36 protein-coding genes are annotated in these 26,130 nt (G+C 71.0%); 35 read left to right on the top strand and 1 reads right to left on the bottom strand.

What is annotated here, in order from left to right; translation table 11 throughout:
- Positions 1-2: 2 nt before the first annotated feature.
- From OOJ91_RS13845 to gp17, 25 genes are all read left to right on the top strand, one after another.
- On the top strand, positions 3-503 hold the full coding sequence (locus OOJ91_RS13845; RefSeq protein ID WP_266244995.1) for a hypothetical protein: 501 nt from the start codon (positions 3-5) through the stop codon (positions 501-503).
- 1 nt (position 504) lies between these two features.
- The gene (locus tag OOJ91_RS13840; RefSeq protein ID WP_266244994.1) at positions 505-627 is read left to right on the top strand and encodes a hypothetical protein; all 123 of its coding nucleotides are present in this window, start codon (positions 505-507) and stop codon (positions 625-627) included.
- The gene (locus OOJ91_RS13835) at positions 624-1,688 is read left to right on the top strand and encodes a hypothetical protein (RefSeq protein ID WP_266244993.1); all 1,065 of its coding nucleotides are present in this window, start codon (positions 624-626) and stop codon (positions 1,686-1,688) included. Before OOJ91_RS13840 ends, OOJ91_RS13835 begins: the two co-directional genes overlap by 4 nt.
- Complete coding sequence (locus tag OOJ91_RS13830; RefSeq protein WP_266244992.1) at positions 1,685-1,909, top strand: hypothetical protein; 225 nt, start codon at positions 1,685-1,687, stop codon at positions 1,907-1,909. Before OOJ91_RS13835 ends, OOJ91_RS13830 begins: the two co-directional genes overlap by 4 nt.
- Positions 1,906-2,331, top strand: a complete 426-nt coding sequence (locus OOJ91_RS13825) for a hypothetical protein (protein WP_266244991.1) — start codon at positions 1,906-1,908, stop codon at positions 2,329-2,331. The genes OOJ91_RS13830 and OOJ91_RS13825 overlap by 4 nt, the downstream gene beginning before the upstream one ends.
- 3 nt (positions 2,332-2,334) lie before the next feature.
- Positions 2,335-2,670 carry a hypothetical protein gene (locus OOJ91_RS13820; protein WP_266244990.1) on the top strand — a complete coding sequence of 112 codons (336 nt, stop codon included), beginning with the start codon at positions 2,335-2,337 and terminating at the stop codon, positions 2,668-2,670.
- Positions 2,667-2,954, top strand: coding sequence for a hypothetical protein (locus tag OOJ91_RS13815; RefSeq protein ID WP_266244989.1), 288 nt, complete (start codon positions 2,667-2,669; stop codon positions 2,952-2,954). Before OOJ91_RS13820 ends, OOJ91_RS13815 begins: the two co-directional genes overlap by 4 nt.
- 46 nt (positions 2,955-3,000) lie before the next feature.
- Positions 3,001-3,942 carry a hypothetical protein gene (locus OOJ91_RS13810; protein WP_266244988.1) on the top strand — a complete coding sequence of 314 codons (942 nt, stop codon included), beginning with the start codon at positions 3,001-3,003 and terminating at the stop codon, positions 3,940-3,942.
- Complete coding sequence (locus OOJ91_RS13805) at positions 3,939-4,184, top strand: hypothetical protein (protein WP_266244987.1); 246 nt, start codon at positions 3,939-3,941, stop codon at positions 4,182-4,184. The genes OOJ91_RS13810 and OOJ91_RS13805 overlap by 4 nt, the downstream gene beginning before the upstream one ends.
- A gap of 261 nt (positions 4,185-4,445) precedes the next feature.
- Positions 4,446-4,631 (top strand): hypothetical protein, encoded by a 186-nt coding sequence (locus OOJ91_RS13800; RefSeq protein ID WP_266244986.1) that lies wholly within the window; start codon positions 4,446-4,448, stop codon positions 4,629-4,631.
- 25 nt (positions 4,632-4,656) lie between these two features.
- A complete protein-coding gene (locus tag OOJ91_RS13795; RefSeq protein WP_266244985.1) occupies positions 4,657-5,526 on the top strand; it encodes a hypothetical protein in 870 nt (289 codons plus the stop codon).
- Positions 5,527-5,971: 445 nt separating this feature from the next.
- Positions 5,972-6,211: a hypothetical protein gene (locus OOJ91_RS13790; protein WP_266244984.1), complete on the top strand. Its 240-nt coding sequence runs from the start codon at positions 5,972-5,974 to the stop codon at positions 6,209-6,211.
- A 160-nt stretch (positions 6,212-6,371) separates the two neighbouring features.
- Positions 6,372-6,560 (top strand): hypothetical protein, encoded by a 189-nt coding sequence (locus OOJ91_RS13785; protein WP_266244983.1) that lies wholly within the window; start codon positions 6,372-6,374, stop codon positions 6,558-6,560.
- The gene (locus OOJ91_RS13780; protein ID WP_266244982.1) at positions 6,553-7,044 is read left to right on the top strand and encodes a hypothetical protein; all 492 of its coding nucleotides are present in this window, start codon (positions 6,553-6,555) and stop codon (positions 7,042-7,044) included. The genes OOJ91_RS13785 and OOJ91_RS13780 overlap by 8 nt, the downstream gene beginning before the upstream one ends.
- Positions 7,034-8,689 carry a hypothetical protein gene (locus OOJ91_RS13775; RefSeq protein ID WP_266244981.1) on the top strand — a complete coding sequence of 552 codons (1,656 nt, stop codon included), beginning with the start codon at positions 7,034-7,036 and terminating at the stop codon, positions 8,687-8,689. The genes OOJ91_RS13780 and OOJ91_RS13775 overlap by 11 nt, the downstream gene beginning before the upstream one ends.
- An 18-nt stretch (positions 8,690-8,707) precedes the next feature.
- Complete coding sequence (locus tag OOJ91_RS13770; protein WP_266244980.1) at positions 8,708-10,153, top strand: phage portal protein; 1,446 nt, start codon at positions 8,708-8,710, stop codon at positions 10,151-10,153.
- Positions 10,143-11,204 (top strand): VG15 protein, encoded by a 1,062-nt coding sequence (locus OOJ91_RS13765; RefSeq protein WP_266244979.1) that lies wholly within the window; start codon positions 10,143-10,145, stop codon positions 11,202-11,204. Before OOJ91_RS13770 ends, OOJ91_RS13765 begins: the two co-directional genes overlap by 11 nt.
- A 46-nt stretch (positions 11,205-11,250) precedes the next feature.
- Positions 11,251-12,021 (top strand): hypothetical protein, encoded by a 771-nt coding sequence (locus OOJ91_RS13760; RefSeq protein WP_266244978.1) that lies wholly within the window; start codon positions 11,251-11,253, stop codon positions 12,019-12,021.
- A 59-nt stretch (positions 12,022-12,080) separates the two neighbouring features.
- Positions 12,081-12,803: a hypothetical protein gene (locus OOJ91_RS13755; protein ID WP_266244977.1), complete on the top strand. Its 723-nt coding sequence runs from the start codon at positions 12,081-12,083 to the stop codon at positions 12,801-12,803.
- Between the two features lie 11 nt (positions 12,804-12,814).
- Positions 12,815-13,870 carry a major capsid protein gene (locus OOJ91_RS13750; protein WP_266244976.1) on the top strand — a complete coding sequence of 352 codons (1,056 nt, stop codon included), beginning with the start codon at positions 12,815-12,817 and terminating at the stop codon, positions 13,868-13,870.
- Entirely contained in the window at positions 13,870-14,286 is a 417-nt protein-coding gene (locus OOJ91_RS13745) for a hypothetical protein (RefSeq protein WP_266244975.1), read from the top strand. Before OOJ91_RS13750 ends, OOJ91_RS13745 begins: the two co-directional genes overlap by 1 nt.
- A gap of 58 nt (positions 14,287-14,344) precedes the next feature.
- Complete coding sequence (locus OOJ91_RS13740; protein WP_266244974.1) at positions 14,345-14,749, top strand: hypothetical protein; 405 nt, start codon at positions 14,345-14,347, stop codon at positions 14,747-14,749.
- The gene (locus OOJ91_RS13735) at positions 14,749-15,141 is read left to right on the top strand and encodes a DUF6093 family protein (protein WP_266244973.1); all 393 of its coding nucleotides are present in this window, start codon (positions 14,749-14,751) and stop codon (positions 15,139-15,141) included. Before OOJ91_RS13740 ends, OOJ91_RS13735 begins: the two co-directional genes overlap by 1 nt.
- A complete protein-coding gene (locus OOJ91_RS13730; protein ID WP_266244972.1) occupies positions 15,138-15,524 on the top strand; it encodes a hypothetical protein in 387 nt (128 codons plus the stop codon). Before OOJ91_RS13735 ends, OOJ91_RS13730 begins: the two co-directional genes overlap by 4 nt.
- The gene (gp17, locus tag OOJ91_RS13725) at positions 15,521-15,928 is read left to right on the top strand and encodes a tail completion protein gp17 (RefSeq protein WP_266244971.1); all 408 of its coding nucleotides are present in this window, start codon (positions 15,521-15,523) and stop codon (positions 15,926-15,928) included. Before OOJ91_RS13730 ends, gp17 begins: the two co-directional genes overlap by 4 nt.
- Here the strand turns inward: gp17 and OOJ91_RS13720 are convergent.
- Positions 15,925-16,122, bottom strand: coding sequence for a hypothetical protein (locus OOJ91_RS13720; protein ID WP_266244970.1), 198 nt, complete (start codon positions 16,120-16,122; stop codon positions 15,925-15,927). The two genes, gp17 and OOJ91_RS13720, sit on opposite strands and share 4 nt — an antisense overlap.
- An 83-nt stretch (positions 16,123-16,205) precedes the next feature.
- Between OOJ91_RS13720 and OOJ91_RS13715 the strand changes: the two genes are divergently transcribed.
- From OOJ91_RS13715 to OOJ91_RS13670, 10 genes are all read left to right on the top strand, one after another.
- Positions 16,206-16,541 (top strand): hypothetical protein, encoded by a 336-nt coding sequence (locus OOJ91_RS13715; RefSeq protein ID WP_266244969.1) that lies wholly within the window; start codon positions 16,206-16,208, stop codon positions 16,539-16,541.
- 13 nt (positions 16,542-16,554) lie between these two features.
- A complete protein-coding gene (locus OOJ91_RS13710) occupies positions 16,555-16,914 on the top strand; it encodes a hypothetical protein (RefSeq protein ID WP_266244968.1) in 360 nt (119 codons plus the stop codon).
- Positions 16,915-16,917: 3 nt separating this feature from the next.
- Positions 16,918-17,397 (top strand): hypothetical protein, encoded by a 480-nt coding sequence (locus OOJ91_RS13705; protein ID WP_266244967.1) that lies wholly within the window; start codon positions 16,918-16,920, stop codon positions 17,395-17,397.
- Positions 17,398-17,488: 91 nt separating this feature from the next.
- Positions 17,489-18,037, top strand: coding sequence for a hypothetical protein (locus OOJ91_RS13700; RefSeq protein ID WP_266244966.1), 549 nt, complete (start codon positions 17,489-17,491; stop codon positions 18,035-18,037).
- Positions 18,038-18,141: 104 nt separating this feature from the next.
- A complete protein-coding gene (locus OOJ91_RS13695; protein ID WP_266244965.1) occupies positions 18,142-18,414 on the top strand; it encodes a hypothetical protein in 273 nt (90 codons plus the stop codon).
- A complete protein-coding gene (locus tag OOJ91_RS13690) occupies positions 18,411-21,329 on the top strand; it encodes a phage tail tape measure protein (RefSeq protein WP_266244964.1) in 2,919 nt (972 codons plus the stop codon). The genes OOJ91_RS13695 and OOJ91_RS13690 overlap by 4 nt, the downstream gene beginning before the upstream one ends.
- Positions 21,330-21,344: 15 nt before the next feature.
- Positions 21,345-21,734 (top strand): hypothetical protein, encoded by a 390-nt coding sequence (locus tag OOJ91_RS13685; RefSeq protein ID WP_266244963.1) that lies wholly within the window; start codon positions 21,345-21,347, stop codon positions 21,732-21,734.
- Position 21,735: 1 nt separating this feature from the next.
- Entirely contained in the window at positions 21,736-22,866 is a 1,131-nt protein-coding gene (locus OOJ91_RS13680; RefSeq protein WP_266244962.1) for a hypothetical protein, read from the top strand.
- On the top strand, positions 22,863-23,552 hold the full coding sequence (locus OOJ91_RS13675) for a hypothetical protein (RefSeq protein ID WP_266244961.1): 690 nt from the start codon (positions 22,863-22,865) through the stop codon (positions 23,550-23,552). Before OOJ91_RS13680 ends, OOJ91_RS13675 begins: the two co-directional genes overlap by 4 nt.
- Before the next feature lie 12 nt (positions 23,553-23,564).
- Positions 23,565-26,129 carry a hypothetical protein gene (locus OOJ91_RS13670; RefSeq protein WP_266244960.1) on the top strand — a complete coding sequence of 855 codons (2,565 nt, stop codon included), beginning with the start codon at positions 23,565-23,567 and terminating at the stop codon, positions 26,127-26,129.
- Position 26,130: the final 1 nt, after the last annotated feature.

The raw sequence follows: 26,130 nt of genomic DNA, 5'->3' as shown, positions 1-26,130 counted from the left end.
CCATGGGCACCTCAACCAACGGCATCCTCGCCTACGGCTACCACTTCGGCTCCGAGGACAGCCTCCTGATTCGGGAGGCTCAAGAGTCAGACACCAACCCCGACGGCTACTTCGTCAACTCCTGGTACGACTACCGGACCACGATGACCGTCGACTACGAGAAGGTCGACGGCGCCCTCGATCCGATCGAGGCGATGACGAAGCGGCTGTACGACTCGATCCCCGATGCGCCGCCCGCCGAGGACGACTGGGACCGCGCGAACGTCGTCAAGGGCCGGCTGGGTGTGTGGTTCGAGGCGCACTGCTCCGGCGACTACCCGATGTACGTGCTCACCACAAAGGTCCTCACCGCGCACCGAGGCGACGCCGACGTGGTGCCGATCAGCGATCTCCGGCAGCGCCAAGACGAGTGGGACGGCCTTCTCGCCCGCGCCCTCCAACTGCTCGACGTCACGCCCACCCAGGCGCGGCCGGAGTGGCTTCTCTGCTCGTACTGGGGCTGACGTGACCGACGACGGCGTGCGGGCGGCGGTGATCCGGCACCTCGTGCCGCTGCTGATCCGCGCCCGCCGCATCCGCCCCCGCCGAGCCCGACTGCTCGCCGTCAAGCTCAGGAGACACCGATGACCAAGCCGTACAACGACGCCGACGTTCAGGCTGCCGCCAGCGCGCTTAAGCGGTCCTGGGACTACCGGGATCCGCACACGCAGTCCGACGCCCGCGCCGTGCTGGACGCCCTTGCCGCCGCCGGCCGCCTCGCCCCCGTCGACGACCCCGACGCCGTGCAGCGGATGCTCGACGACGCCACCCACGCCTTCACCCACGCCCGCCCCGGTGCCGAGCGGGTCGAGGTCATCCGCGACATGCTCGAAGGCTGGTACGCCGCCTGGCCGGCCACCGCCGTCACCGACGAACACGACGGCATCGCCCGCCACCTCGCCGCCCTCATCGACGAGGCCGAGGCCCGCGCGGTCGCGTGCCCGTGCCTGCCCGGCGCTCCCAAGCACCGCCACGGCGTCGGCGGCTACAGCACCAGCGGCGAGCTGGCCACCGAGACACAGCACGTCATCACGTTCGCCGGCGACGGCACGTGGACGATGGAGCACTCCCTCGGCTGCCGCGTCACCCCCCGTCGCTTCGGCTGCCGCGTACGCCAGCTGGCCGAGCGGCAGATCACCTCCGAACTGGCCGTCCTGATGGCCGGCGGCCGGTACACGTGCCACAGCGTCCTCGGCGACCTCTTCCAGCTCGGCGGCCGCCTCCACGACGACCAGTGCACCGAGCCGGTGTGCGCGGCGTGCGGCTGCTGGTGCCACGACGAAGAGCAGCCGACCGAGCCGGCCTGTTGCACTCCGGAGGCCGGCAGCGATGTCACCACCGTGCACACCAACCAGCGCGCCACCATCACCATCGAACGGCCCGACGACGAGGTGCTGGAAGTCCACGTCGACGGCCAGCTCGTCGCCACCGCCAACCACGACGAGCACGGCTGGTCCGGCATGGACGCCGTCGAGAAGACCGCGATCGCCGTCGCCCGAGCCTGCGGGGCGTTCATCGAGTGCGACACCTGCGGCGGCGACGCGGCCGTCTGCGGGCACGCCCAGGACGACGAAGAGTGGCCGGACGACGAAGACGACGACGGAGGCCCGTCGATCGTAACCGTCGAGCTGCCCGGGATCAGCCGATGACCGACCGCCACCTCATCGTCGCCGTCGCCCTCCACCCCGACGGCAGCCAATCCTCACGCATCTGGACCATCCCCGCCGACCACGTCGACCAGGCCCTCGAACACCTCGGCACCCCCGACGCCACCGCACACATCCCCGCCGACGTACGAGCAGCCGCGGCGCCGGCCATCGCCGAGATGCGCACCGGATCGATCCTGCTCGGCCCAGTGGTGACCGAATGAAGCCACTCGACATGACCCGGCACCACGCCGACAACTGCCACTCCGAACACGCCGCCTGGGACCCAGACGGCAACCTGATCGTCGCCATCGGCGTCGGCCCCATACCCAAGCGGGGCAAGTACAGGCCCGGCGACTGGGTCGTCGTTCACGGCCGCCCCAACGCTGTCCGAGGCAACCGCCGCTACGGGTTTCGCGGCATGGTCCTCGGTGGCTGCGGCGGCGGCTACTACTACGGCATCACCGACGACGGCCGGCAGTGGTGGGAGACCGGCGGCGTCCTGGTGCCCGAGAGCAATCCGTCGCCGGAGAGCTGCACCTGTTGCCCGCATCCTCCCCCCAAGCCCACACCGCCGGTCACCCGGCAGTTGGACCTGCTCAGCCCCACCGCTTTCTTCGCCTCCGCCTCGTCGGGGGTGAGCTGACCCGTGACTGCTGAACAGCTCACCCTCGCCGTGGTGCCCCTCGTCGACCGCGCCGAGGGGTACGAGGCCCGGCACCAAGTCGGCCAGTACCGGACCCCGTGGACCTGGGCCACCGGCCCGCGCCGCGGTGACCCCACCCCGCAGGCCGGCGACCTCGTACCCGCGTGGCGGTGCTGCCACTGCGGCGCGATCGTCATGACCCGGTACGCGCTGGAGACCAACCACGACTGCTGCCGCGACTGGGCCATGCCGAGCTGCTACTACCACCCGCCCCGCGCCGACAGTCCGTACCGCATGGACGCGCACTGGATCCCGCCCGAGGGGTGGGCCACCCGATGACCCAGCAGGCGGCGCTCATCCACCAACCCGGCCGCGGCGGCATCTGGCGACGGTTCCTCCTCACCGGACCCGACCGCGTCATCAACGCCGCCCCCTGGATGGACGCCGTCGCCCAACACGCCCCCGTCGGCACCTGCCGCCCCTGCGGCGGCTACCTGTTCCCCGGCCAGCCCTACCGGCCCGCATCCGGCAACCGCGACTGGTACCCGGCCGTCTGCGCCACCTGCCACACCGACACGGCGGCGCCCGGCCCACGCCCCACCCGCAAGAAGAAGAGGCCCTGATCCGTTGAGCCACGAGGCTGTGAAGTGGGCACTCTACGAGGCCCCGATGCTGCTGACCCCCGCCGGTAAGCCCGACGTGGCGGCCCGGTTCGTGCTCGTCGCGCACGCTGAGCGGACAGACAAGCACGGCCGCGGCAGCTACCCCGGGCCGGCCGCCCTCATCGCCGCCACCGGCTACGACGAGCGGACGATCCAGCGCGCCGAGATCCGGTTGCGCAAGGCCGGCCTGCTCATCCACAAGGGAACCTCACACCTGGGGACAACCCGCTGGGACGTCGACATGTCCAAGCGGGTCGGTGACGAGCCGCAGGCTGAGGCGGACTCCCGAGTGGCCCGCAGAAGGGCTCAGGACGCCGAGCGTCAGCGGAGCCGCCGGGAGCGATTGAGGGCGGCACAGGCGGCCGCCGAGAACGCTTCTGCGATTGATCATGGCCATTCCGAATCGGTCGACAATCGGACCGCCGGAGACGTGCCGGGACCGACCGGCGAGGCCGATTCGATCGATGACCCCGGATGCACCGTCGAAGGTGTCACGGATTCTACGTCCGTGACGTCACGCACTCTGCGTCCGGACGTCACGGATTCTGCGTCCGGATGTCACGGACGCAGCGCCCCCCAAACCACCCATGAACCACCCATGAACCATCCGGGAACCATCCCTGGGGGCACGCTGCCCCCAGACCCCCTGCGACCCCAGGCCCCGACTGCGTCGGGTCCCGGGACCTTCTCGGAAATCTCACTCTCCGACGACGCAGATGAACAACCCCGGCCTGAGACCGCAACTCACGACCGCACGCGCGATTCCGAAAAGGCGCGGACTCCTGTTCTGCGCCTGATCGATTCGACCACCACCACGACGCCGACCGGCACCAGGCGCGGCTTTGGCTTCTGCCTGCCCTGCCACGCCGAGGGCAAGACCACCCTCGCCGCCGACCCCGTCAACGGGGCCGAGTGCCACCACCACCTCCGAAGGAGCGCCGCATCATGACCGTCAGCCGCACCCGCATCCGCACCCGCCAGCCCGCCGGCCCCGCCCAGCCGCTGCGCCGGCCCGCCGAACCCATGCTCGCGCCCCTCGACCCCACCCGATGCGCCTGCCACAAGCCGACCCTCATCGCCACGTTCCGCGCCGAGCAGCTCGTCGCCCTGGAGCTGCGCCACCTCCGGTCGAACGGCTGCGCGTACCCCGCCCAGCCCGTCGACGTCGACAGCTGGCTGACCCCGTGGTGACCGCCGGCCCCACCCATGGGCTGCCCAGCACGTACAGCAGCACCCGATACGGCTGCCGCTGCCGCGACTGCACGACCGCCAACACCAACCGCCACCGCCAGGCCAGAGCCGACCGCCGCGACCGCCTCGCCGCCGACCCCAACCTCGCCGAACACGGCCGCACCTCGACTTACACGAACTGGATGTGCCGGTGCGAACCGTGCAAGGCCGCGCACAGCGAGCAGCTGGCGCTTCGTCGCACCGGCCAGAAGCGGTGACTCGATGACCCACCCACCGCCCACACCCGGGCCGCTGCACACCTGGACCCGCGACGCCATCGCCAACCTCGCCACCACCCTGACCGCCGACCTCACCGGCCGGCACGGGCCCACCGACCAGCCCTGCGGCTGCATCCGCTGCCGCACCGCCCGCACCAACCGCGACCGCATCCGCCGCGCCACCCGATAGCCCGCACCACACGAGAGGCCCCGCGTTGACCAACCCGTGCGCCCACTGCGGCCGACCGCAGCCGGACACCGCCCACGCCTGCCAAGCGTGCACCGACCGGGCCTACCGCGACCTGCACGACCTCGCCGACGCCACACCCGCCGCCCGCGACGTCGCCACCGGCCAAGCCCGACACACCACCGGCGCCGGCGGCGGTAGCCACGAAGGCCGCATCCCGCTCGACCTCGGGGCCACCGCCAAGCTCGACGCCGTCCAGAACGAGATCACCACCTGGGCCCGAGTCGTCGCCGACAACCGGCACCACGACCAGCCCATCGGACCCGACCTCCTCATCGCCGCCGCCCGCTGGCTCGCCGGGCACCTCGACTTCATCCGCCGCCAGCCCTACGCCGTCGAGGCGTACCGGGGCTTCCGCGCCGCGGCCGCCATCGTGCGCGGCGTGGCCACCGGCCCCACCGAACGACGCTGGCTCGGCCAATGCGGGGCCGACCTCGACGATGACCGCCGCTGCACCGCCGATCTGCACGCCCGCGTCGGAGCCCGCGTCGCCGTCTGCCGGGCATGCGGCACTCGCCACGCGGTCGCCGAACGACGCGCGTTCCTCGACGGCCAGACCGCCGACCAGGCGTACACCGCCCGCCAGATCAGCCTCGCGTACCCGCAGATCCCCGAAGGCACCATCCGCAGCTGGGCCAAACGGGGCGAGATCGTGGCGGAGCTGGACCCGCTGCCCGACGGCGTTGAAGGGCCGCTATGGGTGCACCGCGATCCGGGTGGACGACCCCGGCCGCGCTACGTTCTCGGCGAAGTCCTGGCCCTCGCCGAGCGCAAGGCCATGGCCCGGGCCGAACGGGAGGCCAGGCAGGCTGAGGCCACCCCACCCGAGGCTGCTTGACAGCGGGAAGATCGTTTGCAACGCTGTCGTCGGACAGGCAGAACTGTCGGAACAGCCCGGTTGAGCGCCACGCTCCCGGGCTGTTTCGCTGCCCAGGGAGTGACATGCCCGCGCTCAAGACCTGCTCGTGCATCGGCTGCCCAGCCCACCCCGGCAGCTGCCCCGAACTCACCACCGCGCGACGCTGCCCCGCCTGCACCACCACCGCCAACCAGGCGCGAGGCAGCAGACAGCAACGCGGATACGACGCAGCCCACGACCGCGAACGCGAACGCTGGCGACCCCAAGTCGAACGAGGCCAGGTCGACTGCGCCGCACCCACCTGCGTCATGCCAGACCGGCGCATCCAACCCGGCCAACCCTGGGACCTCGGACACACCGACGACCGCACCACCTGGCGCGGACCCGAACACGCGCCGTGCAACCGAGGATGGAGACGCGAGCGATGAGCGACCAGCAAGCCGGCCCCATCCTCGACGGACTCGGCATCACCCTCGACCTCGCCGACGGAGACCTCGTCGCCAGCGCACTCGTCATCGCCAAGGTCGTCCGCGAAGACGGCCAAGTCACCCTGCTCATCGAGGACAGCGAAGGCATGACCTGGCTCGACCAATACGGACTGATCACCGCCGCGTCCGACCTGATCCGCTCGCCGCGCTTCGAACGCGAAGGCGACGACGACTGACCTCACCCTGCGTGACGGGGGTGGGGGGAGACCCCCAAGGGTGATCATGAGCCGGACCGCCGGGGAGGGCGCTGTCCGGTCGGGCAGGTTCAAACGACTTCGGCCGTCACGCAAGGTGACGGTGCCCGATGCTGCGCAACGCGGCAGAGGAGTGATCCGCATGGCTGGTGATGAGACCCGCGTCGTCCTGGTCAAGCCGGGTGACGTGCTGGTGTTCGGCAACGTGGGTGAGTTCGCCACACCGAAGGACCTGGCTCGGCTGGGCAAGCGGCTGAAGAAGGCACTCGGTGTGAAGGACGTGGTGCTGTTCGTCGGAGACATCGATCTGGCGGTGGTGCCGCGTGGGTAGCGGTGGGGCGCGGGCTCGTTCGGGGCCGGCACCTGATCCGGAGGCGCTGCGGCGCGAACGTGGTAGCGATCCGGGCTGGCACGTCCTGCCGATCACCGGCCGGCCCGGTCCGGCGCCGGAGTGGCCGCTGACCGAGGCGACCGACCGGGAGCTGCAGCTGTGGGTGGTCCTGTGGGCGAAGCCGCAGGCGACCCGGTGGGAGGTCCTCGGCCAGGAGCTGGAGGTCGCCCTGTACGTGCGTCGCTTCGCTGCGGCCGAGCGGCCAGACGCGTCGTCGTCGGCGGTGGTGGTGGTGCGGCAGCTCGGCGAGGCGCTCGGCCTGACGATTCCCGGTCTGCTGCGTAACCGGTGGCAGATCGGCGGCGGCCCGGGCACGGCGGCGCCGGCGATCCCGGCGCCGACCGGCACTGAGGGCTCCGCGCAGCCGGCGAAGACGTCCTCGCGGCAGCGGATGCTGAGGTCGGTGCCGACCGATGGCGGATGACCGGTACGTCGTCGACTTCCCGACCCTGTGGATCGTCCCGGACTGGATCGAGCGGCACTGCCCGCAGCCGGACCGGTTCGGCCGCGGCGGCCCGTTCAAGCTCTACGAGACGCAGCTGTGGTGGACCCTGAACCACTACCGGGTGAAGCCGACGGCGGTGTGGCGGCCGGAGAACCCGCTGCTCGGTCCGGCGTTTTACTACCGGCGTAGCCAGATCATGGGGCCGCAGAAGATCGGCAAGGGGCCGTGGTCTGCGTCGATCTGCCTGGCCGAGGGTGGCGGTCCGACGCTCTTCGCGGGCTGGGCTGAGGCCGGTGACGTCTACCGGTGCGACGACAACGGCTGCGGCTGCGGCTGGGTCTACGAGTACGAGCTGGGCGAGCCGAAGGGGATGCGCTGGCCGACGCCGCTGATCCAGATCACGGCGACGTCCGAGGACCAGACGGACAACATCTACCGGCACGTCAAGGCGATGATCCGGCTCGGGCCGCTCAGCGACCTGATGCGCGTCGGCGAGGACATGGTCCGCATCGGCCTCGAAGGTGAGATCGACACCGTCACCACCGGCGCCCTGTCGAAGCTCGGTAACCCGGTCACGTTCGCCATGCAGGACGAAACGGGCCTGTACAACGACACGAACAAGCTGCGGAAGGTCGCCGAGACCCAGCGCCGCGGCGCCGCTGGTATGGGTGGCCGGTCGATGGAGACGACCAACCCGTTCGACCCGGCCGAGGACAGCGTCGCGCAGCGGACGTACGAGTCGGCGGCGGCGGACGTGTTCCGGTTCTACGAGCCGCCGCCGGTGAACTGGTCGTACCGCAACAAGCGGGAGCGGCGGAAGATCCACGCGTTCAACTACGCCGGGTTCCCGCACAACGACATCGACGGCATCGACGCGGAGGCGGCCGAGCTGGCCGAGAAGGACCCGCCGCAGGCCGAGCGTTACTACGGCAACCGGCTGGTCTACGGCGCCGGCACCTGGCTGGAAGGCGACCGGTGGGACGCCCGGGAATGGCTTCGGCTGCAGCCGGCAGGTACGCCGGCGCGGGTGGTGCCGGCCGGGACGCCCGTGGTCGCGGGCTTCGACGGCTCGGACACCGACGACTGGTCAGTGATCCGGTTGCAGACCGAGGACGGCTACCAGTTCACGCCCCGCTACGGCCCTGACCGGCTGCCGTGCATCTGGGATCCGGCGCAGCACGGCGGTCAGGTGCCGCGCCTGGAGGTCCGGGCCGCGTGGGACGAGATCGTGGACACGTACCAGCTGGTGCGCGCTTACCTCGACCCGCCGGGCTGGAAGACCGAGATCGACGAGCTGGCCGAGCGCCACGGCGAGCGGGTGTTCGTCCGCTGGGAGACGTACCGGCTGGTGCAGATGCACGCCGCGGTCGCTCGTCTGCACACCGACGTCACGAAGTCCGGAACGGTGTTCACCCACGACGGAGACCAGGTGATCGCCGTGCACGTGCGCAACACGCGCAAGTTGCCCCGGCCGGGGCAACGGTACGTCCTGGGCAAGCCCAGCCAGGCGCAGAAGATCGACGGCACCGTGTCGTCGGTGCTGTGCAACGAAGCCGCCGGCGACGTCACCGCGGCGAAGGCGTGGCCGCGGGCGCAGTCGCGTCAGGTGCTGGTGTTCCGATAGCCGAAGGGGGTTGACCGGGTGGCTCTCACCGATGACGAACGTCGACTCCTCAACGGGTTGCAGATCAAGGTGGGGCGCGCTGAGCGCCGCAACCGGGTGCTTGAGGCGTACTACGACGGCGAGCAGCGTGTCGAGCAGCTGGGTCTGGCGATCCCGCCGGAGCTGCGCCGGTTCTTGACGATCGTGGCGTGGCCGAAGACGTACGCCGACGAGATCGCCGCGCGGACCACGCTTGAGGGGTTCGAGTTGCCGGACGCCACCGACGCCGATGAGGAGCTGTGGCGGATCTGGCAGGCGAACGGCCTGGATGCGGAGTCGAAGCTTGGCCAATTGGACGCGGTCGTGCGGGGCAACGCCTTCGTGGTCGTGGGCGCCGGTGACACGGACAGCCCGGACGCCCCGTCCCCGGACGGCGGCGACGATGACCGGGAGCGGTCGGCGGACATCCCGCTGATCACGGTCGAGTCCGCCGACGAGATGGCCGTCGAGCTGTCCCCACGCACGCGTCAGCCGATCGCCGGCGCGAAGTTCTATGCGGAGGACGGCTCGGCGCGGGCCACGTTCTACCAGCCGAACGCTACGACGTGGCTGGAGCGGCGGAACGCCGCCTGGGTCGAGGTCGACCGCGACGAACACCAGCTGGGTGTCGTGCCGGTGGTGCCGCTGGTCCGGGGCGCCCGCCTGTCGAAGCGCGACGGCCGGTCGATCTTCACCAGCATCATCGGCTTGACCGACGCGGCCGCCAGGGCGTTGACGAATGGACAGGTGGCCACGGAAGCGCTCGCGGTCCCGCAGCGGTGGGCAGCGGGACTGTCCGCCGACGACTTCAAGGATCCAAAGACCGGGGAGACGCTTCCGACGTGGGAGGCGTACTTCGGTGCGCTGTGGGCGTCGACCAACAAGGACGCGAAGTTCGGCGCGTTCTCGGCCGCCGACCTGGCGAACTTCGACTCCATCGTCAGCCTTTACGCCAAGCTCGTGTCCGGCGTGTCTGGGTTGCCGATGCGGTATCTCGGCCAGGCTACGACGAACCCGCCGTCGGCGGAGGGCATCCTGGCCGACGAGAGCAGGGTCATCAAGCAGGTCGAGGACTTCCAGACGGCGCTGGAGGCGACCTGGGAGCGGGTCATGAAGATCGCCGTCCGGATCCGGGACGGCCGCTGGGATCCTCGGATGGAGCAGCTGGAGACGCAGTGGCGGTCGGCGGCGACCCCGACCCGGGCGCAGGCCGCCGACGCGGCCGTGAAGCTCGTGCAGCAGAAGATCATCCCGCGTGAGGCGGCGTGGGTTGATCTCGGCTACTCGGCGGCTCGGCGTAAGAAGCTCGCCGAGCAGTTCGCGGCCGAAGAGGCGCGAAACCCGGCTGAACGGATCGCCGCGGCGTTGGGCGCGGGCCGCAATGGCCTGACCGACGCCGGCGGCGCCGCGCAGGACGACGAGGTGGTGCCGGCCGATGCCGGCTGAGCAGGTCGCGCTCGACCACTACCGGCGCCGCAGCCAACTCGCCGACGACGTCGCCGACCTAGCCGAGGGGCTGTGGGCGCGCGTGGACCCAGGTGACATCGCCCGGTCGTGGACAACGCTGCTGGTCGACCTGCTGGTCATGGTCAACGCGACCCAGCTCGCCGCGGCGCTAACGGCCGACGCGTACCTCGACGAGGTCCTCGACGCTCAGGGCATCGACCCCGCCGCGGACGGGCTCCTGGTGCCGGCCGCGCTGGCCGGGGTTGCCTCGGATGGCCGGCCGCTGGCCAGTCTGCTGTACGAGCCGGCGATCGGGACCCTCGCGGCGATCGGCGCCGGAGCCGACGTCGACGAGGCGCTCGCCGGCGGCGGGACCGCGCTCAGCACGATGGTCCGTACGCAGGCGGCGGACGCCGGCCGGGCGGCCGACCAGGTGGCGCTCGCGGCTCGGCGACGCGCCGGCGGGTACGTGCGGATGGTCGTCGGCGGGACGTGTGGCCGGTGTGTGGTCCTGGCCGGCCGGTTCTACGGATGGAACGACGGTTTCGACCGGCATCCGCGCTGCGACTGCGTGCACGTGCCCGCCGGCGAGGACACCGCCGACGACATGCGCACCAACCCCCGGGCGTGGTTCGACAGCCTCGATGAAGCCGAACAGGACAAGCAGTTCACGAAGTCCGGCGCTCGAGCGATTCGCGACGGCGCCGACATCTCGCAGGTGGTGAACGCTCGACGCGCCGCGTACGGGCTGACGCCGGCCGGCGCCCGGCTGACCGCCGAAGAGGAGCGGCTGCTGCGTGGCGGCCGCGACATCGGCCGCCTGGAGGCCGTCGACGTGTACGGCCGGCAGCTCTACATCACCACCGAGGGCGTGACGACCCGAGGTCAGGCCGGTGTCCGGCTCGGTGCCGGCCAGACCGGTGTGAAGGCGGACGGCGCGCGGTACCGGTCGGCGCGGCCGCCGCGGCTGATGCCGGAATCGATCTATCAGATCGCGGGCAGCCGCGACGAAGCGCTCCGCTTGCTCAAGCGGTTCGGCTACATCCGATGACCTCCCGCAGCGCAACGCTGCGGGCCGACCCCGCAATGGAGTCCACGTGAAGATCCACCTGCCGGCCCTGGGGCCGGACCTGCCCGTCCACCCGTTCACCGGTCTCACGGCGATCGGACTGCGCCGCAACGGCCATCCGATCTGGCCCGTCAAGGGCGGATCCGGCGAAGGAGACGACGCCGGCGCCGGCGACGGTGACGACGACGCCGGCGATGAAGACGGTGGCGGTGGCGACGACCAGGACGGCGACGGCAACGCCGACGACCTGCGCGACGCCGGCAAGAAGGCCCTCGACACGATGAAGGGCCAGCGGAACACGGCCCGCGCTGCTCTGCGCCCGTGGACCGCACTGGCCCGCGAGCTGGGGGTCAGGTCACCCGACGAGGTCAAGGCCCTGATCGCTGGCAAGAAGACCGGCGGTGACGGCGGCGACCAGGTCGACCCGGAGCAGATCCGCCGGGAGGCCCGGGCGGAGGCGCAGCGGGAGACGCTCAATGACCGGGTCCTCGACAAGATCGAGGCGAAGGCCCGCAAGTTCGCCGACCCGGCCGACGCGGCGGCGCTGCTGCTGCGCGAGCACGGCCTCGACGACTTCCTCGACGGCACGCGCATCGACGCCGACGCGGTGGAGGAAGCCCTCGACGAGCTGCTCGAGCGCAAGCCGTACCTCGCCGCGAAGGCGGCCGAGGGCGGATCCACTCGCCGGCCTCGACCGGACCACTCCCAGGGAAACCGGGGCGGCGCGAAGCCGTCCGCGTCGGACCGCGCCGCCAAGCGGCTCGAACGGCTCGGTGTCCGCAAGCCCAGCACCACCTGACCCACGCCCCGGGGCGCTCCGCGTCGGGGTCACCCACCCAGAGATGAGGGATCACACCCATGTACAGCGATCTTGGGGTGACGAAGACGACCCGGCGTGCCGGCGGCCCTAGCTGGGCCGGCGAATTCCCGGTCGACTGCGCACCCATCACCCTCGACGCGGACGCCGTGCTCGCGGTCTACCCGGACGGCAACATCCCGTCCGGCGCGACGCTGGCGCTGGTCACCGCGACCGGCCGTTACGCGCCGTACGGCGGCAGCACGGAAGAGGTCCAGTCGGTGGCCATCACCGGCACCCCGACCGGCGGCACCTACACCCTGACGTTCGGCGGGCAGACCACCGCGGCGATCCCGTACAACGCGACCGCCGCGCAGGTCCGCACCGCCCTGGAGGCCCTGTCGAGCATCGGCGCGGGCAACGTCACCACCACCGGCGGCCCCCACCCGGGCAGCGCGGTCGCGGTCACGTTCACCGGCACGCTGGCCAACACCGACGTGGCGCAGATGACGGCGAACAGCGCCGGCCTGACCGGCGGCAGCACCCCCACCGTCGGGGTGTCCACCACCACGGCCGGCGCCGCCGACCTCGGCTCCGGCGGCACCCAGACCGCGAAGGGGTTCCTGCTCGGCGACAAGCAGGTCCGCGCGGGCCGGCACGTCGACGGGGCCCTCTACTACCGGGGTCGCGTGTACGAGGACCTCCTGCCGTCCAACGGTGGCTTCGACGCGCAGGCGCGCGTCGAGCTCACCCCGAACATCTACTTCGACAAGGTGGGTGCCTGAGCATGGCCACGATGGCTCTCGAACTGACCGATCCCGAGGAGCTGACCCTCGCGGCCCGGCAGATCCCGTTCCCCGGCGGCATCCTGCAGCGCTGGCTGCCGGCCGTGACGCGCCGCGACCACCGGTACCTGTTCCGCCGGTCCGCCCGGTCGCTGCGCCGGGCGATCCCGTTCCGGCCGTGGAACACCCCGGCCGTGCCGATGGACCGCGGCGAGATGACCGAGGTCACCGGCAGGATGCTGCCGCTGTCGGGCATTTTGTGGCTGCTGGAGGAGGACTCCCAGCTGCTCGACGCGGCCCGCGCGGCCGGCGACGAGGACGCGATCGCCGAGGTCTTCGACCAGGACCTGCTCACCCTGACCCGCGGCGCCCTGCAGCGCCTCATGCTGGCTCACGGTGAGGCGATCGCCTACGGCAAGGTCACCATCGGCACCCAGGCGGCGCCGGAGAACCGGCTGCAGCTCGGGTCGGTGGACTTCGGGATCCCGGCGCAGCACTTCTTCACCGCGCCGACGCTGTGGAACGGTGTCACGCCCGACATCTTCGGGCAGATGGACGCCCACAAGACGGTCTACAAGACCACGACCGGCGGCGAGGTGATGCCGGGCGTGGCGATCATCAGCACCCGCATCCTGAACGTGCTGCTGAAGGACCCCGACTTCCGCAACGTGTTCGGATCGCTGCTCGGCGCTCCGCCGTCGATCGGTGCGGCCAGCGTGCGGCAGGCCCTGGCCGACCGGGAGCTGCCGCGCCTCATCGTGGACGACACGATGGTGCCGGACCACACGGGCAAGATGACCCGCGTCCTGCCGGACGACCGGGTCGTCTACCTGCCGGAGGAGCCCGGCAACGAGGGCGGCGTGCCGGTCGGCCAGACCCAGTGGGGCACGACCGAGGAGGCAAAGAAGCTGATCCGCGCGCAGGCGCTGGGCGAGGAGAACGCGCCGGGCCTGGTCGCGGTGGCGATGGAGTCGGAGAACCCGGTCCACACGGGGACCATGGTCGCCGGCATCACCATGCCGGTCGTCACGGACCCGGACCTGATCATGTCGGTGAAGGTGCTCTGATGGCCAAGCTGACCGAGAGCACGCACGTGAGGCACCCGAAGACGGGCGAGCTGGCGTTCCTGATCGCCGGCGGCGACGTCCCCGACTGGGCGGCGCCGCTGGTCGGCGATCACCTGGTCCAGGGTGGCGCCGCTCGGCGCGGCAAGGTGACCCCCGAGCGGGAGGATCCGGCTGCCGAGCTGGCCCGGCTGGAGGCTCGCATCGCTGAGCTGCGGGCCACCCCGCCGCAGGGCTCCCCGGCGCAGGACGACGGCGGCGACGCGGACCCGGACGGCCCGCCGCCGAAGGGCGGGCCCGGGTCGGGCGCACCCGCGTGGCGCGCGTACGCCGCCAGGCGCAATGTCGAGGTGGCCGAGGACGCGTCCCGTGAGGACGTGTGGGAGGCGCTCGACAAGGCCGGCGTACCAACCGAGTGACGAGGCGGGCCGGGCGGTAACTCGCCGTCCGGCCCGCACCTCGAGGAGAGGGGTAGCGGTGCCTGACCTGTTCACCCTCGCCGAGTTGGAGGCGTACGCCCAGAAGACTGTCCCTCCGGCGACGTTCGCTCTGGCCCTGGAGCTGGTCACCACTGAGGTCCGGCGGGTGGCCACCCCGGCCAGGTACGACGCGCTGGCCGACGTCAGCGTGTTCAAGCCGGTCGCGCTCGAGCTCGGCAAGCGGATGGTGACCAACCCGGGCGGGATCCGGTCGACGGCCCGGCAGATCGACGACTACTCGGTGACGGACACCTACGCCAGCGAGACGATCGGCGCCACGTCGCTGACCGCCGAGGAAGAGGGCCGCATCCGCGCGGCGGTCGGCCTGACCGCCGGCGGCGCGTTCACCATCCGGCCCGCCGCCCCGACCTCCCGGTGTGCGCCGACCTGGAGGCGGTGCTGATGTCCGTCGACCAGCTGCTCGCCGACGGGCGGGCGTTCGCCGAGTCGCTGATGGTCGACACATGCTCAATCCGGCGGGTCACCGGTGAGGGCAGCGACGACGACGGCAACGTGATCAAGACCTACGAGCCGCTGTACGCCGGGAAGTGCCGGATCCAGCAGCACGCAGGCCAAGCGGCACAGGCCGACGCCGGCGAGGACTTCCAGCTGATGCTGCGCCTGGAGGTCCAGCTCCCGATGACCGTGGTCGGCCTCGACGTCGGCGACGAGATCACGGTGACCGCGTCAGTGCACGACCCGGACCTACCCGGCCGGGTCTTCCTCATACGCGACCTCGCGCACAAGACCCACGCGACCGCGCGTCGGGTCGGGGTGACGGAGCGGACGACATGACCGACATCGAGTACGGCGAGCTGAAGAAGTGGCAGCACGACCTGGACGCGGTGCTGCTGCAGGCGCCGAAGGAAACCCGGGCGGTGGTGCAGCGCGGGGCGTTGAACATCAAGCGCGACGCGCAGGGCCGGGTACGGGGCCTGGCGCACGCGCCGGCCTACCCGTACGCGATCTCCTACGACACGAAGGAGACGCCGGCGTCGTACACGGCGGAGATCGGCCCGGACAAGGCCAAGCGGCAGGGCGCGCTGGGCAACCTGATCGAGTTCGGGTCGGTGAACAACGCGCCGCGACCGCACATGATCCCGGCCGGTGATGCTGAGCGGCCCCGGTTCGAGAAGGCCATGGAAGATCTGGCCGCGCGGATCCTGGAGGGCCGGTGACCATCCGGGCGCACGCGGACGCCGTGCTGGCGCTGCTCCAGGCCGCTCCGGGCAGCCTGAAGGTGCTCGACGGGGCGGTCCCGAAGGACGGCGTCCCGCCGTACGTGTTGGTCTACTTCGCCGACGTCGACCCGGAACTGCCCGACAGCCGAGCGCTGGAGGGGACCTCGGAACGGTTCGTGCTGCGCGTGTACGCGCACTGCGTCGGCGAGAACAGCGCGACCACGCGGGCGCTCGGCGAACGGGTGCGGACCGCACTGCTCGATGTGGTGCCGACGGTGACGGGCCGCGTCTGCTGGCCGATCCGCCGGGAGGACGGTCAGCCGCCGCAGCGCAACGAGTCCACCGGCACGCTGATCATGGACCGGGTCGACGTGTACCGACTCGAGTCCGTACCGGCCTAGCGGCGCCGCACCGCCATCGCGGTGGCCACGCCGTAGGTGACGACCGCGGCCACCAGGAACACCACGAAGTGGCCGACGCCGGTGATGCCGGCCGCGGTGCCGAGCAGCCCGACGATCACGCCGACGAGCACGGCTAGGACCACCCGGTTGCCGGTGTGGTTGAGGCTCCACCGCGATTCCTGCTGAGACGTCATGCCGGGCAGGTTAGCGCGCCCCGGCCAGCGTGCTTACGAACTGACAGATCCACGTCGATTCCAGATTGAGAGGTGTGGCGCCGATGGCGCTTCAAGCAGCACAGTCGGTCGTTCCGGCCGGCACGACGCCGGCGGCGATCACGCCGTCGGCGTCCGACACGATCGCCGAGGGCAGCTTCGGTGTGAATGGCGTGCACATGCGGGTGATCACGACCGGGACGGCGACGAACGTCTCGGTGCTGGATCCGGGTGTGACGCCCTCGGCCAATCCCGGCACCGTCACCGCGGTGGCCGCGCCGGCGACCGGCGTCCGCATGATCCTCATCCCCCGGACCGCGATCAACCCGGCGACCGGCGTCGCGACGGTCACGTTCAGCGGCGCGCTGACCGGCGTCACGTACGAGCTGTACCGGGCATAGGAGGCAACCCCTGATGACGGCGAAGACGCAGTACTGGATGACCGACGGCTACGGCGTGAAGGCGCTGATGGTCGGCGTCGACGAGCGTGACCGGTGGACGCCGCTGGGCTGGTCGGAGTCCGACGAGCCGGCCGCCGGCGACCGCGTGTGGATGCGGCACGAAGAGCACGGCGGCCGCGCCCAGTTCGCGGTCGAGGCGGCCGAGCTCTGGATGCAGAAGGGCTGGCAGCCCTCGGACCCGGAGCCGCCGGTGAACCCCTTCAACACCCCGGACCCGGCCACCGAGGCCGGCCGGGTGACGGCCACCGAGGCGGCTCCGGCCGAGTCGGGGGCGACCCCGAAGTCCGCCAGCAGCACGAGCGAGAAGAGGTAAGCGATGCCGGACATCCCCGGTGATGGCAAGACCCGAGTCGACTGGGTGCCGGCCATCACCAACATCAACGCCCCCACGCTGGCGGAGCTGAACGCCGGCATCCGCGTCAGCCGGTGGATCACCGCGGACGGGATCGTCGGGTTCCGGCCGGAGACCGCCGATGTGCCGACCGGCAACGTCGAGAGCACGTTCGACACCAACACGAACGGCCGGCGTAGCTACTCCGGCACCATGCTCCGCTTCAAGAAGCAGAGCGGGTCCGACGTGGTGTACACGACGATGACGCCGGACACGGCCGGGTTCATCACCATCCGCAAGTCGCTGCCCGCGGCAACGGCGTTCGCGTCCACGCAGCCCCTCCAGGTGTACCCGGTGATCTGCGGCGAGACGGCGTGGATGGACCCGGAGCCGAACACGGTGGAGCGGTTCGAGGTGCCGGTGAAGATGACCGATCAGCCCGCGCTGCGGGCCGTCGTCGCCTGACCCTCCCAGAACGGCGGGGGCGGACCAACTGGCCCGGTCCGCTCCCGCTCTCCGCACTGCCCGGGCCAGACACACGAAGGGCCAGAAGACGATGACCGACTTCAAGACGCTACTCGCCGGCGCGCGACTGCCCGAGGCGACCGTGCCGGTATGCCTACGGGGCGACCTCACCGCCGAGTTCGAGGACCTGGAGCGGCAGCTCGACCAGGCGCAGCGCGAAACGACCGCTTCCCTCGAAGACGTGACGGCTGCCGCAGGGATTGCCGAGCGGATGGAACAGGTCCGCCAGGACATGCTGCAGCACACCTACCAGTTCCGGCTCCGCGCCATGCCCCGACCGGCGTGGCGGGCGTTCATCGCCCAGCACCCACCCCGCAAGGACGACGAGTCCGGGGCGATCGTGGAGCAGGACCGTGGTGTCGGCGTCAACACCGAGACGTTCTTCGACGAGCTGGTACGCCGCTCGGTCGTCGACCCGGAACTGACCGAAGACGAGTGGAAGCTGCTGCTCGACCAGGCGCTCACCGACCGGCAGTTCGACACCCTGGCGAACGCGGCGTGGGGCCTGAACCGGCGGGACATCGACGTCCCTTTCTCGCTCGCCGCCTCGCGGATGACCCGGAGTTCCGCGACCGAGTAGAGGCGGCCGAACGGCTCGGGATCCCCGGGTCGCGCATCGACGGCCGGGAGCCGGTCGAGACGACCCGCCACCACTACGACCGGCGCGGCCGGTTGGTGCGGTCGGTGACGACCCGAGAGCCGGAGTGGACGGAGCAGGACCGGGCCGAGGTCCTCGCCCTGGCCCTGTACCGGGCGGAGTTCTGCCCGTGTGGCTGCGGCCAGCGGTACGTGGACACGACCAGCGACGAGGAAACCGGGCCGCAGTTCGTCGCCGACCGGGTGGTGTGCCGGGCCCGCCTGGCGCTGCTGGAGGCGCAGAAAGCGGCGACGACGCAGGACGTGGTCGGTGGTGCCCGGATCTGGCGGGTCCGTAGATCGGGAGGGATGGGCTCGTGACGCTGCGCACCGTGGGAGTGAAGCTCACCGCCGAGGTCAGCGGCTACATGTCGGGGATGCGGCAGGCGGGGACCGCCACGAAGGGCTTTGTCGCCGAGCTGGACCAGGCGGCGAAGCGTGGCCGGCTCGACGCGGTGGCCGACCAGGCGGCCGCGATGGGCCTCGGCCTGGCCGGGGCGTTCGCTCTCGCCGTCGGCGCGGCCGCGAAGTTCGACAAGCAGATGAGCGAGGTGTCGGCGGTCAGTAACGCGACCGGTAAGGACCTCGACCGGCTGCGGCAGGCCGCTCTGCAGGCCGGCGCTGACACGGCGTTCAGCGCCACCGAGGCGGCCAAGGCGGAGGCCGAGCTGGCGAAGGCCGGCCTGTCCACGTCGCAGATCCTCGGCGGCGCACTGACCGGGTCGCTGGCCCTGGCGGCGGCGGGGTCGCTGGACCTGGCCGAGGCGGCCGACGTCTCGGCGAAGACGATGAACGTCTTCAAGCTGCAGGGCAAGGACGTCGGGCACATCGCCGACGTCCTGTCCGCGTCGGCGAACAAGAGCGCCACCGACGTCCACGAGCTGGGCGAGGCCATCAAGCAGGGTGGCCTGGCCGCGTCCGGCGCGGGCCTGTCGCTCGAGGAAACGGTCGGCACGCTGTCGGCGTTCGCCGACCGGGCGCTGATCGGCTCGGACGCCGGCACGTCGCTGAAGACCATGCTGATGATGCTGCAGGCCCCGACCGCCAAGGCGTCGGCGCTGATGGAAGAGCTGGGCATCCACGCGTACGACGCCAACGGCAATTTCGTCGGCACCGTCGATCTGGCCGGGCAGCTGCAGCGGCAGCTCGGCGGACTCACCCAGGAACAGCGCAACGCGGCCCTGGCGCAGATCTTCGGTGCCGACGCGATGCGCGCCGCGAACGTCCTCTACGAGGTCGGTGCGGACAAGCTGGCCGACTACGTCAAGGCCGTCGACGACCAGGGCGCCGCCGCAGAGACCGCCGCGAAGAAGATGGACAACCTCGCGGGAGACGTCGAGAAGCTCAAGGGCTCGCTGGAGACCATGGCGATCGAGGCCGGGTCCGGGGCCAACGGCGGTCTGCGGATCTTGGTGCAGTCGGTCGGCGCGCTGGTCGACGAAGTCGGCGAGCTGCCGCCCGCCCTCGGCTCCACGGTCACGGTGATGGCTGGCGTCACCGGCGGCGCTCTGCTCTTGGGCGCGGGCTTGGTCAAGGCCCGCCGGTCGACGGCCGACATGCTGACCGAGCTGCGCGCGGTCGGCCCGGGCGGCCAGCGGGCAGCGCGCGGCCTGGAGACGACCACGAAGTGGCTGGGACGCGCGACGGCGGCGTTCGTGGCGTTCGAGATCGCGGGCGCGGCGGTCGGGGCGATGCAGAGTGACCTGAACCCGCAGATCGACGCCATGGCCAAGGGCCTGTCCGAGTGGGGTGCCAGCGGCCGGCTCGCCGGCGAATCCGCGCGGGTGCTCGGCGGCGACATGGCGGACCTGACGGTGGGTCTGAAGTTCCTCGCGGACAGCGACAACACCCGCCGCCGGTGGACCAAGGGCATGCAGGAGACCTTCGAGGCGGTCATACCTGGTCTGGACGGCACGAACACCTCGTTGACCCGCACGAAGGAGCGGGTCGCGGCGATGGACCAGGCGTTCTCGCAGCTCGTCGCTGGCGGCGCTGCCGACGAGGCGGCGGCCGCGTTCGACCGGCTCGCCGCGGCGGCGGCGAAGGACGGCGTCACCGTCGACGAGCTGCGTGCCCTGTTCCCGGAGTACGCGGCCGCGGTGGAGACGGCCGGGAAGTCCTCGGGTGACGCGGCGCCGCAGGTCGGTGCGGTGGGCCAGTCCGCGAGCGACGCGGCGAAGCAGGTCGACGAGCTGAAGGCCGCGTTCGACGGCCTGTTCGGTCAACGGATGGACGTCGACACCGCCCTGCTGAAGTACAAGCAGGGAATCGCCGACGTGAGCGAGGAACTGAAGTCGGGCACCCGGATCCTCGACATCAACAAGCAGGCCGGGCGGGACAACATCGGTGTGGTGTTGGAACAGATCGACCGGATCAACGACCTGCGGCAGGCTCGTATCGATCACGGCGCAACGCTCGACGAGGCCAACGGTAAGTACGTCAAGGACATCGACGGGCTGCGCCGGACGCTGCTCCAGTTGGGTTTCAACAAGCAGGCCGTCGACGAGCTGATCGGCAAGTACCGCAGCATCCCGGGCGAGGTGTCGACGGACGTGTCGGCACCGGGCGCGACGAAGGCGACCGCGCAGGCGCAGGACTTCAACTTCGCCGTGAGGTCGGTGCCGCCGTCGAAGACGGTGCCCTTCTGGGCCAGCACCGGCGAGGCCAAGGCGGCGGTCAACGCGCTCAAGGCGAAGATCAACGAGCTGAAAGACAAGCACATCTACATCTCGGGCACCGTCAGGTGGACGAGCACCGGCGACATGAAGGTGCCGGGCGGCACGATCCTCAAGAACGAGCGCGGCGGCGTCTACGAGCACGCCGCGGTCGGTCTGCTGCGGCAGGCGCAGGTCGCCCAGCCGGCCGGCCCGGCCCGCTACGCCTGGGCGGAACCGGCCACCGGCGGCGAGCTGTTCGCACCGCGGTACGGGGACATGGCGCGCACCCGGTCCCTGGTGGGGTACGCGATCGAGAACTGGTGGGGCGGCTGGCAGAGCTTCGCCCCGCAGACCGGCGCCGCAACCATGCAGCTGTCGCCCGGGCCGGCGCGGTCCGCGTCGACCGTCGCTCCGGCCGCCGCGGCGATCGGCGGCGCGGACCCGACAGTGCACCACCTCCTGCGGCAGCTGGTCGCCGCGGTGGATCGGGTCGCGCCCGGTGTCGGGGAGCACCTGACCGGGTCGGTGTCCTCGGCCCGGCAGCTCGGCCGGGCCCAGGGCCGCACGCTCACACGCTGATTCGGAGGTCACACCATGGCGACGCTGATTCTGGACCGGGTGTGGATCAACCGACTCGACACGGGCGAGGCGGTGTCGGCCGGGTCGGTGGACCGGTCGCAGCAGTACGAGCAGGACGGCGAGGTGATCACGTTCGCCGGCGGCCGGCAACGCGCGGTGGCCACCGAAGGCGAGCGGGGCACGTTCGGAGTGACGCTGCGCCGGGTGTCGCTGGCCACGGTCGGCAAGCTGCGGGACTGGATGGGCGTCGCGGTCCTGGTCCGTGACCATCGGGGCCAACGGTGGACGGGCGTCTTCTTCACCGTCATGCCGTCGGAGCCGCCGGTCGCGCCTGGTCCGACGGCGGCGTACTGGTACGACGTCGCGCTGACCCTGCGCACGATCACCGCCGCAGAGGGGGTGTGACGTGCAGCCGCTGACCGCGTCGCCGCGCGAGGCGCTGACGGCCGAGCAGGTGGAGGCGCTGATCGTCGACGCGCCCGCGCTGACGCTCGGGTACGGGCTGGAGCTGGTCGACCAGGCGCTGACGGTGTTGGCGGACATCTCCGCTGATCTGCAGCTCGGCGGATCGGTGTCGCGCAACTCGTACGCGGAACTGCACGGCACGGCGAAGCTGCCGATCTCAACGGACCTGGACTGGGGGCGGGCGATCGTCCGCCCGTACATGACGATCGCCGATGGCCAGCTCAGCGCGCGGTTCAACCTCGGCGCGTACTTCACCTCGACGCCGCGGCGGAACCTGCGGACGCGGCCGCCGACGTACGACGTGGCCGGCTACGACATCCTCAAGGCGTTGCAGGATCCGGTCGGGGACACGTACGCGATCGACAGCGGCGTCAGCTACCTGACGGCGGTCGAGGACATCCTGATCGAGCGCGGGTTCGTCCAGTACATCATCGATCGCGGCGCCGCCGGTCTGGTCTTGCCGTCGCCGAAGGTGTGGGCGTTCGACGACCGGCTCACATGGCTGACCGTCGTCAACGACTTGCTCGCGGCTGTCGGCTACGCCGGGATCTGGTCGGACTGGGAAGGGCGGCCGCGCTGCCACCCTTACCAGCCGCCAGGGCTGCGGCCGGCCGAGTGGACGTACGAGGCCGACGGCCTGCGGTCGACGATCGCCCCGGACCGCAACCTCGACCGGGACATCTGGGACGCGCCTAACCGGTGGGTGTTCTACAGGAGGAACGACATCGAGGCCGCGCCGCCGGTCGAGGGAAACGGCATGTACACGTACGTCAACCAGTCGACCGGCGACACGTCCGTCGACGCACGCGGCCGGGTCATCACCCGGATGGAGGGGCTGGACGCCGCCGATCACGCGTCGCTCGTGCAGCAGGCCCAGGAGAAGATCGACGCGGACATGCGGCTGCCCACCGTCTACGTCCCGGCCACAGCGATCAACCCGCTGCACTGGCACTTCGACCGGCTGCTGGTGGTCGACCCGGCGGCCGGCCCGCCGATGCAGACGATGGCCACCCAGTGGACGCTGCCGCTCGGCCGCGGGCTGATGAGCCACGAATGGACGGCCCTGCCATGAGGTACGACGCAGAGCTGAACCGGGCGATCGACGAGCGGATCCGGGCGATGGCGCCGCCGCAGCCGGCGCGGGTGGGCACCTTGGTGTCGCGGGATCCGTTGACGTCGCGGTGCACGGTCCGGATGGATGGGTCGAGCGTCGAGACGCCGATGAAGATCCCGGCGAGCGTGAAGGGCCGACCGGGTGATCGGGCGTGCCTGCAGCTCATCGAGGGCGACTGGGTGGTCGTCGCCGCGTTCACGCCGGCCGACGACCTGGTCGATGTGGCGTGGGCTGCGTCGGACTCGGCGAACGTCGGCCCGGGTGAGGGTGCGGTCATCTCGCTGAGCGGCCTGACCTTCGAGCCCGGTGTGGTCTACAAGGTGGTCGTGGGCGGCAAGTACGTGGCCTCGGTTGCGAACGCCACCTTGTGGCGGATCCGAAACAGCGCGAGCAGCTTCCTCGTCGACTGGGGGACGCTCGGGCACACGCAGGCGCCAGACACCCGTGAGTATCCGCTGACCCACCTCAGCAAGTACCTGGTCCGGACAGCGTCGACGCCCCTGTCCGAGCAGACGATCGCGCTGACCGCGCAGAACTCCGTCGGAACGGTGCGGCACATCGGCACGACGACGGCCGCCCGGTACCTGGAGCTGTGGCGCGTCCCGGGCGTACCGGCCAAGTTCCCCCACGCTCTCGCGATCTAGGAGGTCCGCAGGATGGGTTCCGTTGCCACCTCGACTCTGTCCAACCCGTTGCAGCCGCCCGGCGTGTCCGGGATCGACCGGCAGGACGTCGGCGGTGTGCTGTGGACGGTGGTGCTGAACAACGCGTCGGATGGCGTCAGCTACTACCGGTCGACGAACGGCGGCACCAGCTGGGCGCTGGCCGGGTCGTGGACGATCTCCACGACGGTGCAGGAGATCTCGGGCCTGCACATCACCTCGGGTGGTGAGCTGTGGATCGCCTACCGCACGTCGGAGACGAACCAGGACCGGCTCTGGGTGCGCCGGTGCATCGGCAACGCGTTGACGTTCTCGGCCGGCAACCCGCTGCAGATCAGCGAACCGGCCAACGGCGGTGTTGCCGGGTCGATCCACACCGGTCTCGACGTGACGGTCGTCGGCAATCCCGCGAACGGCACTGCCCGGGTCGTCGTCGCCGCCGGCACCACGTTCAGCGGGCTGCTGGGCGTGACGCTGCACGGCGTCGACCAGGCCGCCAATGGGACGCTGACCCGCAACAACAGCATCATCACGGGCAAGCGGCAGTGGATGTACCCGGGCACCGCCGGCCGGTCGACGCCGCAGATGGACATCGAGCACTGGGGCACCGGCAAGGGCGCGGATATCCCGCACCTCTGGTGCGTGTTCGGCCGCCAGGAGCTGAGGGTCGTGAAGTTGCCGTGGAACGGGTCGACGTTCGCCGGCCCGTCGTCGACGGTGCTGCTCAAGTCCGGGTTGGCCGGCGTCGACGCGATCCCCGGCCGCTGGGACGGCAAGGTCTTCCTGATGGCCATCCCCAACCCCGACGCGGGGATGACCGACCGGGTCCTCGTCGCCGAGCGGGACGCCTCGAACACCCGCACCACCTGGCGGTCGACGCCGGTTCACCCGACCGGCGTGGTCCGCAACTGCACGCTGTCGTACAACTCGACGTCGCGCGACTTCAGAATCTTCGCCGTCGGCACGTCGACCAACCTGCTCTACTACGTCGACTTCGTCCGGGCGAGCGGCACGTGGACCAGCTGGGGCACCGTCACCGGCACGGCGATCCTCGGCAGCGCCGGGCAGAACTACGGGGTACGTCACGAGTCGGCCGGGTCGGCCCGATACGACGTCGTGACCGCGCACTCGGGCTCGCCGAACACCATCGTGTCGACCCACCAGGTGTTGTCGTACGCACCAAACACGCCCGTGTGGGACCTGACCGCCATCGGAGTCGACAACGGCAGCGCAGCGAACGTCAGCGCCGCGTTGAACCTGGACTGGCTGTTCTCGGACCCCGACCCGGCCGATTCGCAGATCGCGTGGGCGCTGTCCCGCCAGATCGGCGCCGGCGCGCTCGCGTACTTCCGCGCCTCGGACTCCACGTGGCAGGCGGCGGAGGTGAAGAACACTGGCGGCACCACCGCCCGTAGCCTCGCCTCCGGGTGGGGCCTGACCAGCGACGCGCCGCACTCCTACCGGGTCAAGTACTGGGACAGCGGCGACCTCGCCAGCGTCTACTCCGACGCGTTCGTCGTCATCCCGTCCGGCAAGGTCAACCCGACGATCACCGCCCCGACGGTGGCTCAGGTGCTGACCACAGACAGTGTCACGATCAGCTGGACCGTGGCAGAGCAGACCGCGTACCGGGTGCGGCTGCAGATCCTCTCCGAGGTGGTTCACGACTCCGGCTGGGTGGCAGGCACCGCCACCAGCTACACCCCGGACTTCGCGCTCGGCGACCTGTTCTCGTACACGGCGTTCGTCCAGACCCGCAACCTCAAGGGCCTGGCGTCCGACGAGATCCAGCGGAACTTCAGCGTCGACTTCGTCGAGCCGGCCGTCGCCACGCTGACCGTGACACCGCTGCCGAACCTCGGGGTCAACCGGGTGACCATCACCAACCCGACGCCCGTCGGCCTGCAGCCGGCCGTCGCCAGCCAGGACGTGTACCGCCGCCCGATCCTCTACCCGTACCTGCGGGAAGAGCACTTCGAGACGGCCGACATGTCCGGCTGGGGTACGCCGAACGCCGGCACCGCCGCCAGGTCGACTACCCGGGCGCACAGCGGATCCTGGTCGTACCAGCTGACCTCTACCGGCGCCGATCCGCTCGGCTCGTACGTCGAGACCATCAAGATGCCGTGCCAGCCGGGTGTGACCTACTTCCTCGACCTGTGGGCGACGGCGTCCGTGGCAACCCGGGACCTCCTGGCGCAGTTCCGCTGGTACAACGCCGGCGGGACGTTCCTTTCCGCGCGTAACGGGATCGCGAAGCCGGCGCCCGCCGCGACCGTGTGGGACTACCGGTGGGCGGCCGCGACCGCGCCGGCCAACGCCACGCAGATGACCCTGTGCGCGGTGATCGACAGCGTCCCGGCGTCCGGCGACGTCATGTGGGTCGACGAGGTGCGGGTACGGGTCAGCGACCCAGAGCTGGGCGTGCGGATCGCGACCGGTCTGCAGCCCGGTGCGGTCGTCGACGACTGGCGGGCCGTGTCCGGCGTGGCCTACGAGTACCGCGCTCAGGTGCGCAGCGTCATCGGCACGACCATCGGCGGCGTCTGGACCGCCTGAC

Origin of the sequence: Micromonospora lupini (assembly GCF_026342015.1) — a bacterium.
Classification (GTDB): Bacteria; Actinomycetota; Actinomycetes; order Mycobacteriales; family Micromonosporaceae; genus Micromonospora; species Micromonospora lupini_B.
The sequence above is the reverse complement of the archived record's forward strand: the minus strand, read 5'-3'. Positions and strand labels throughout refer to the sequence as shown.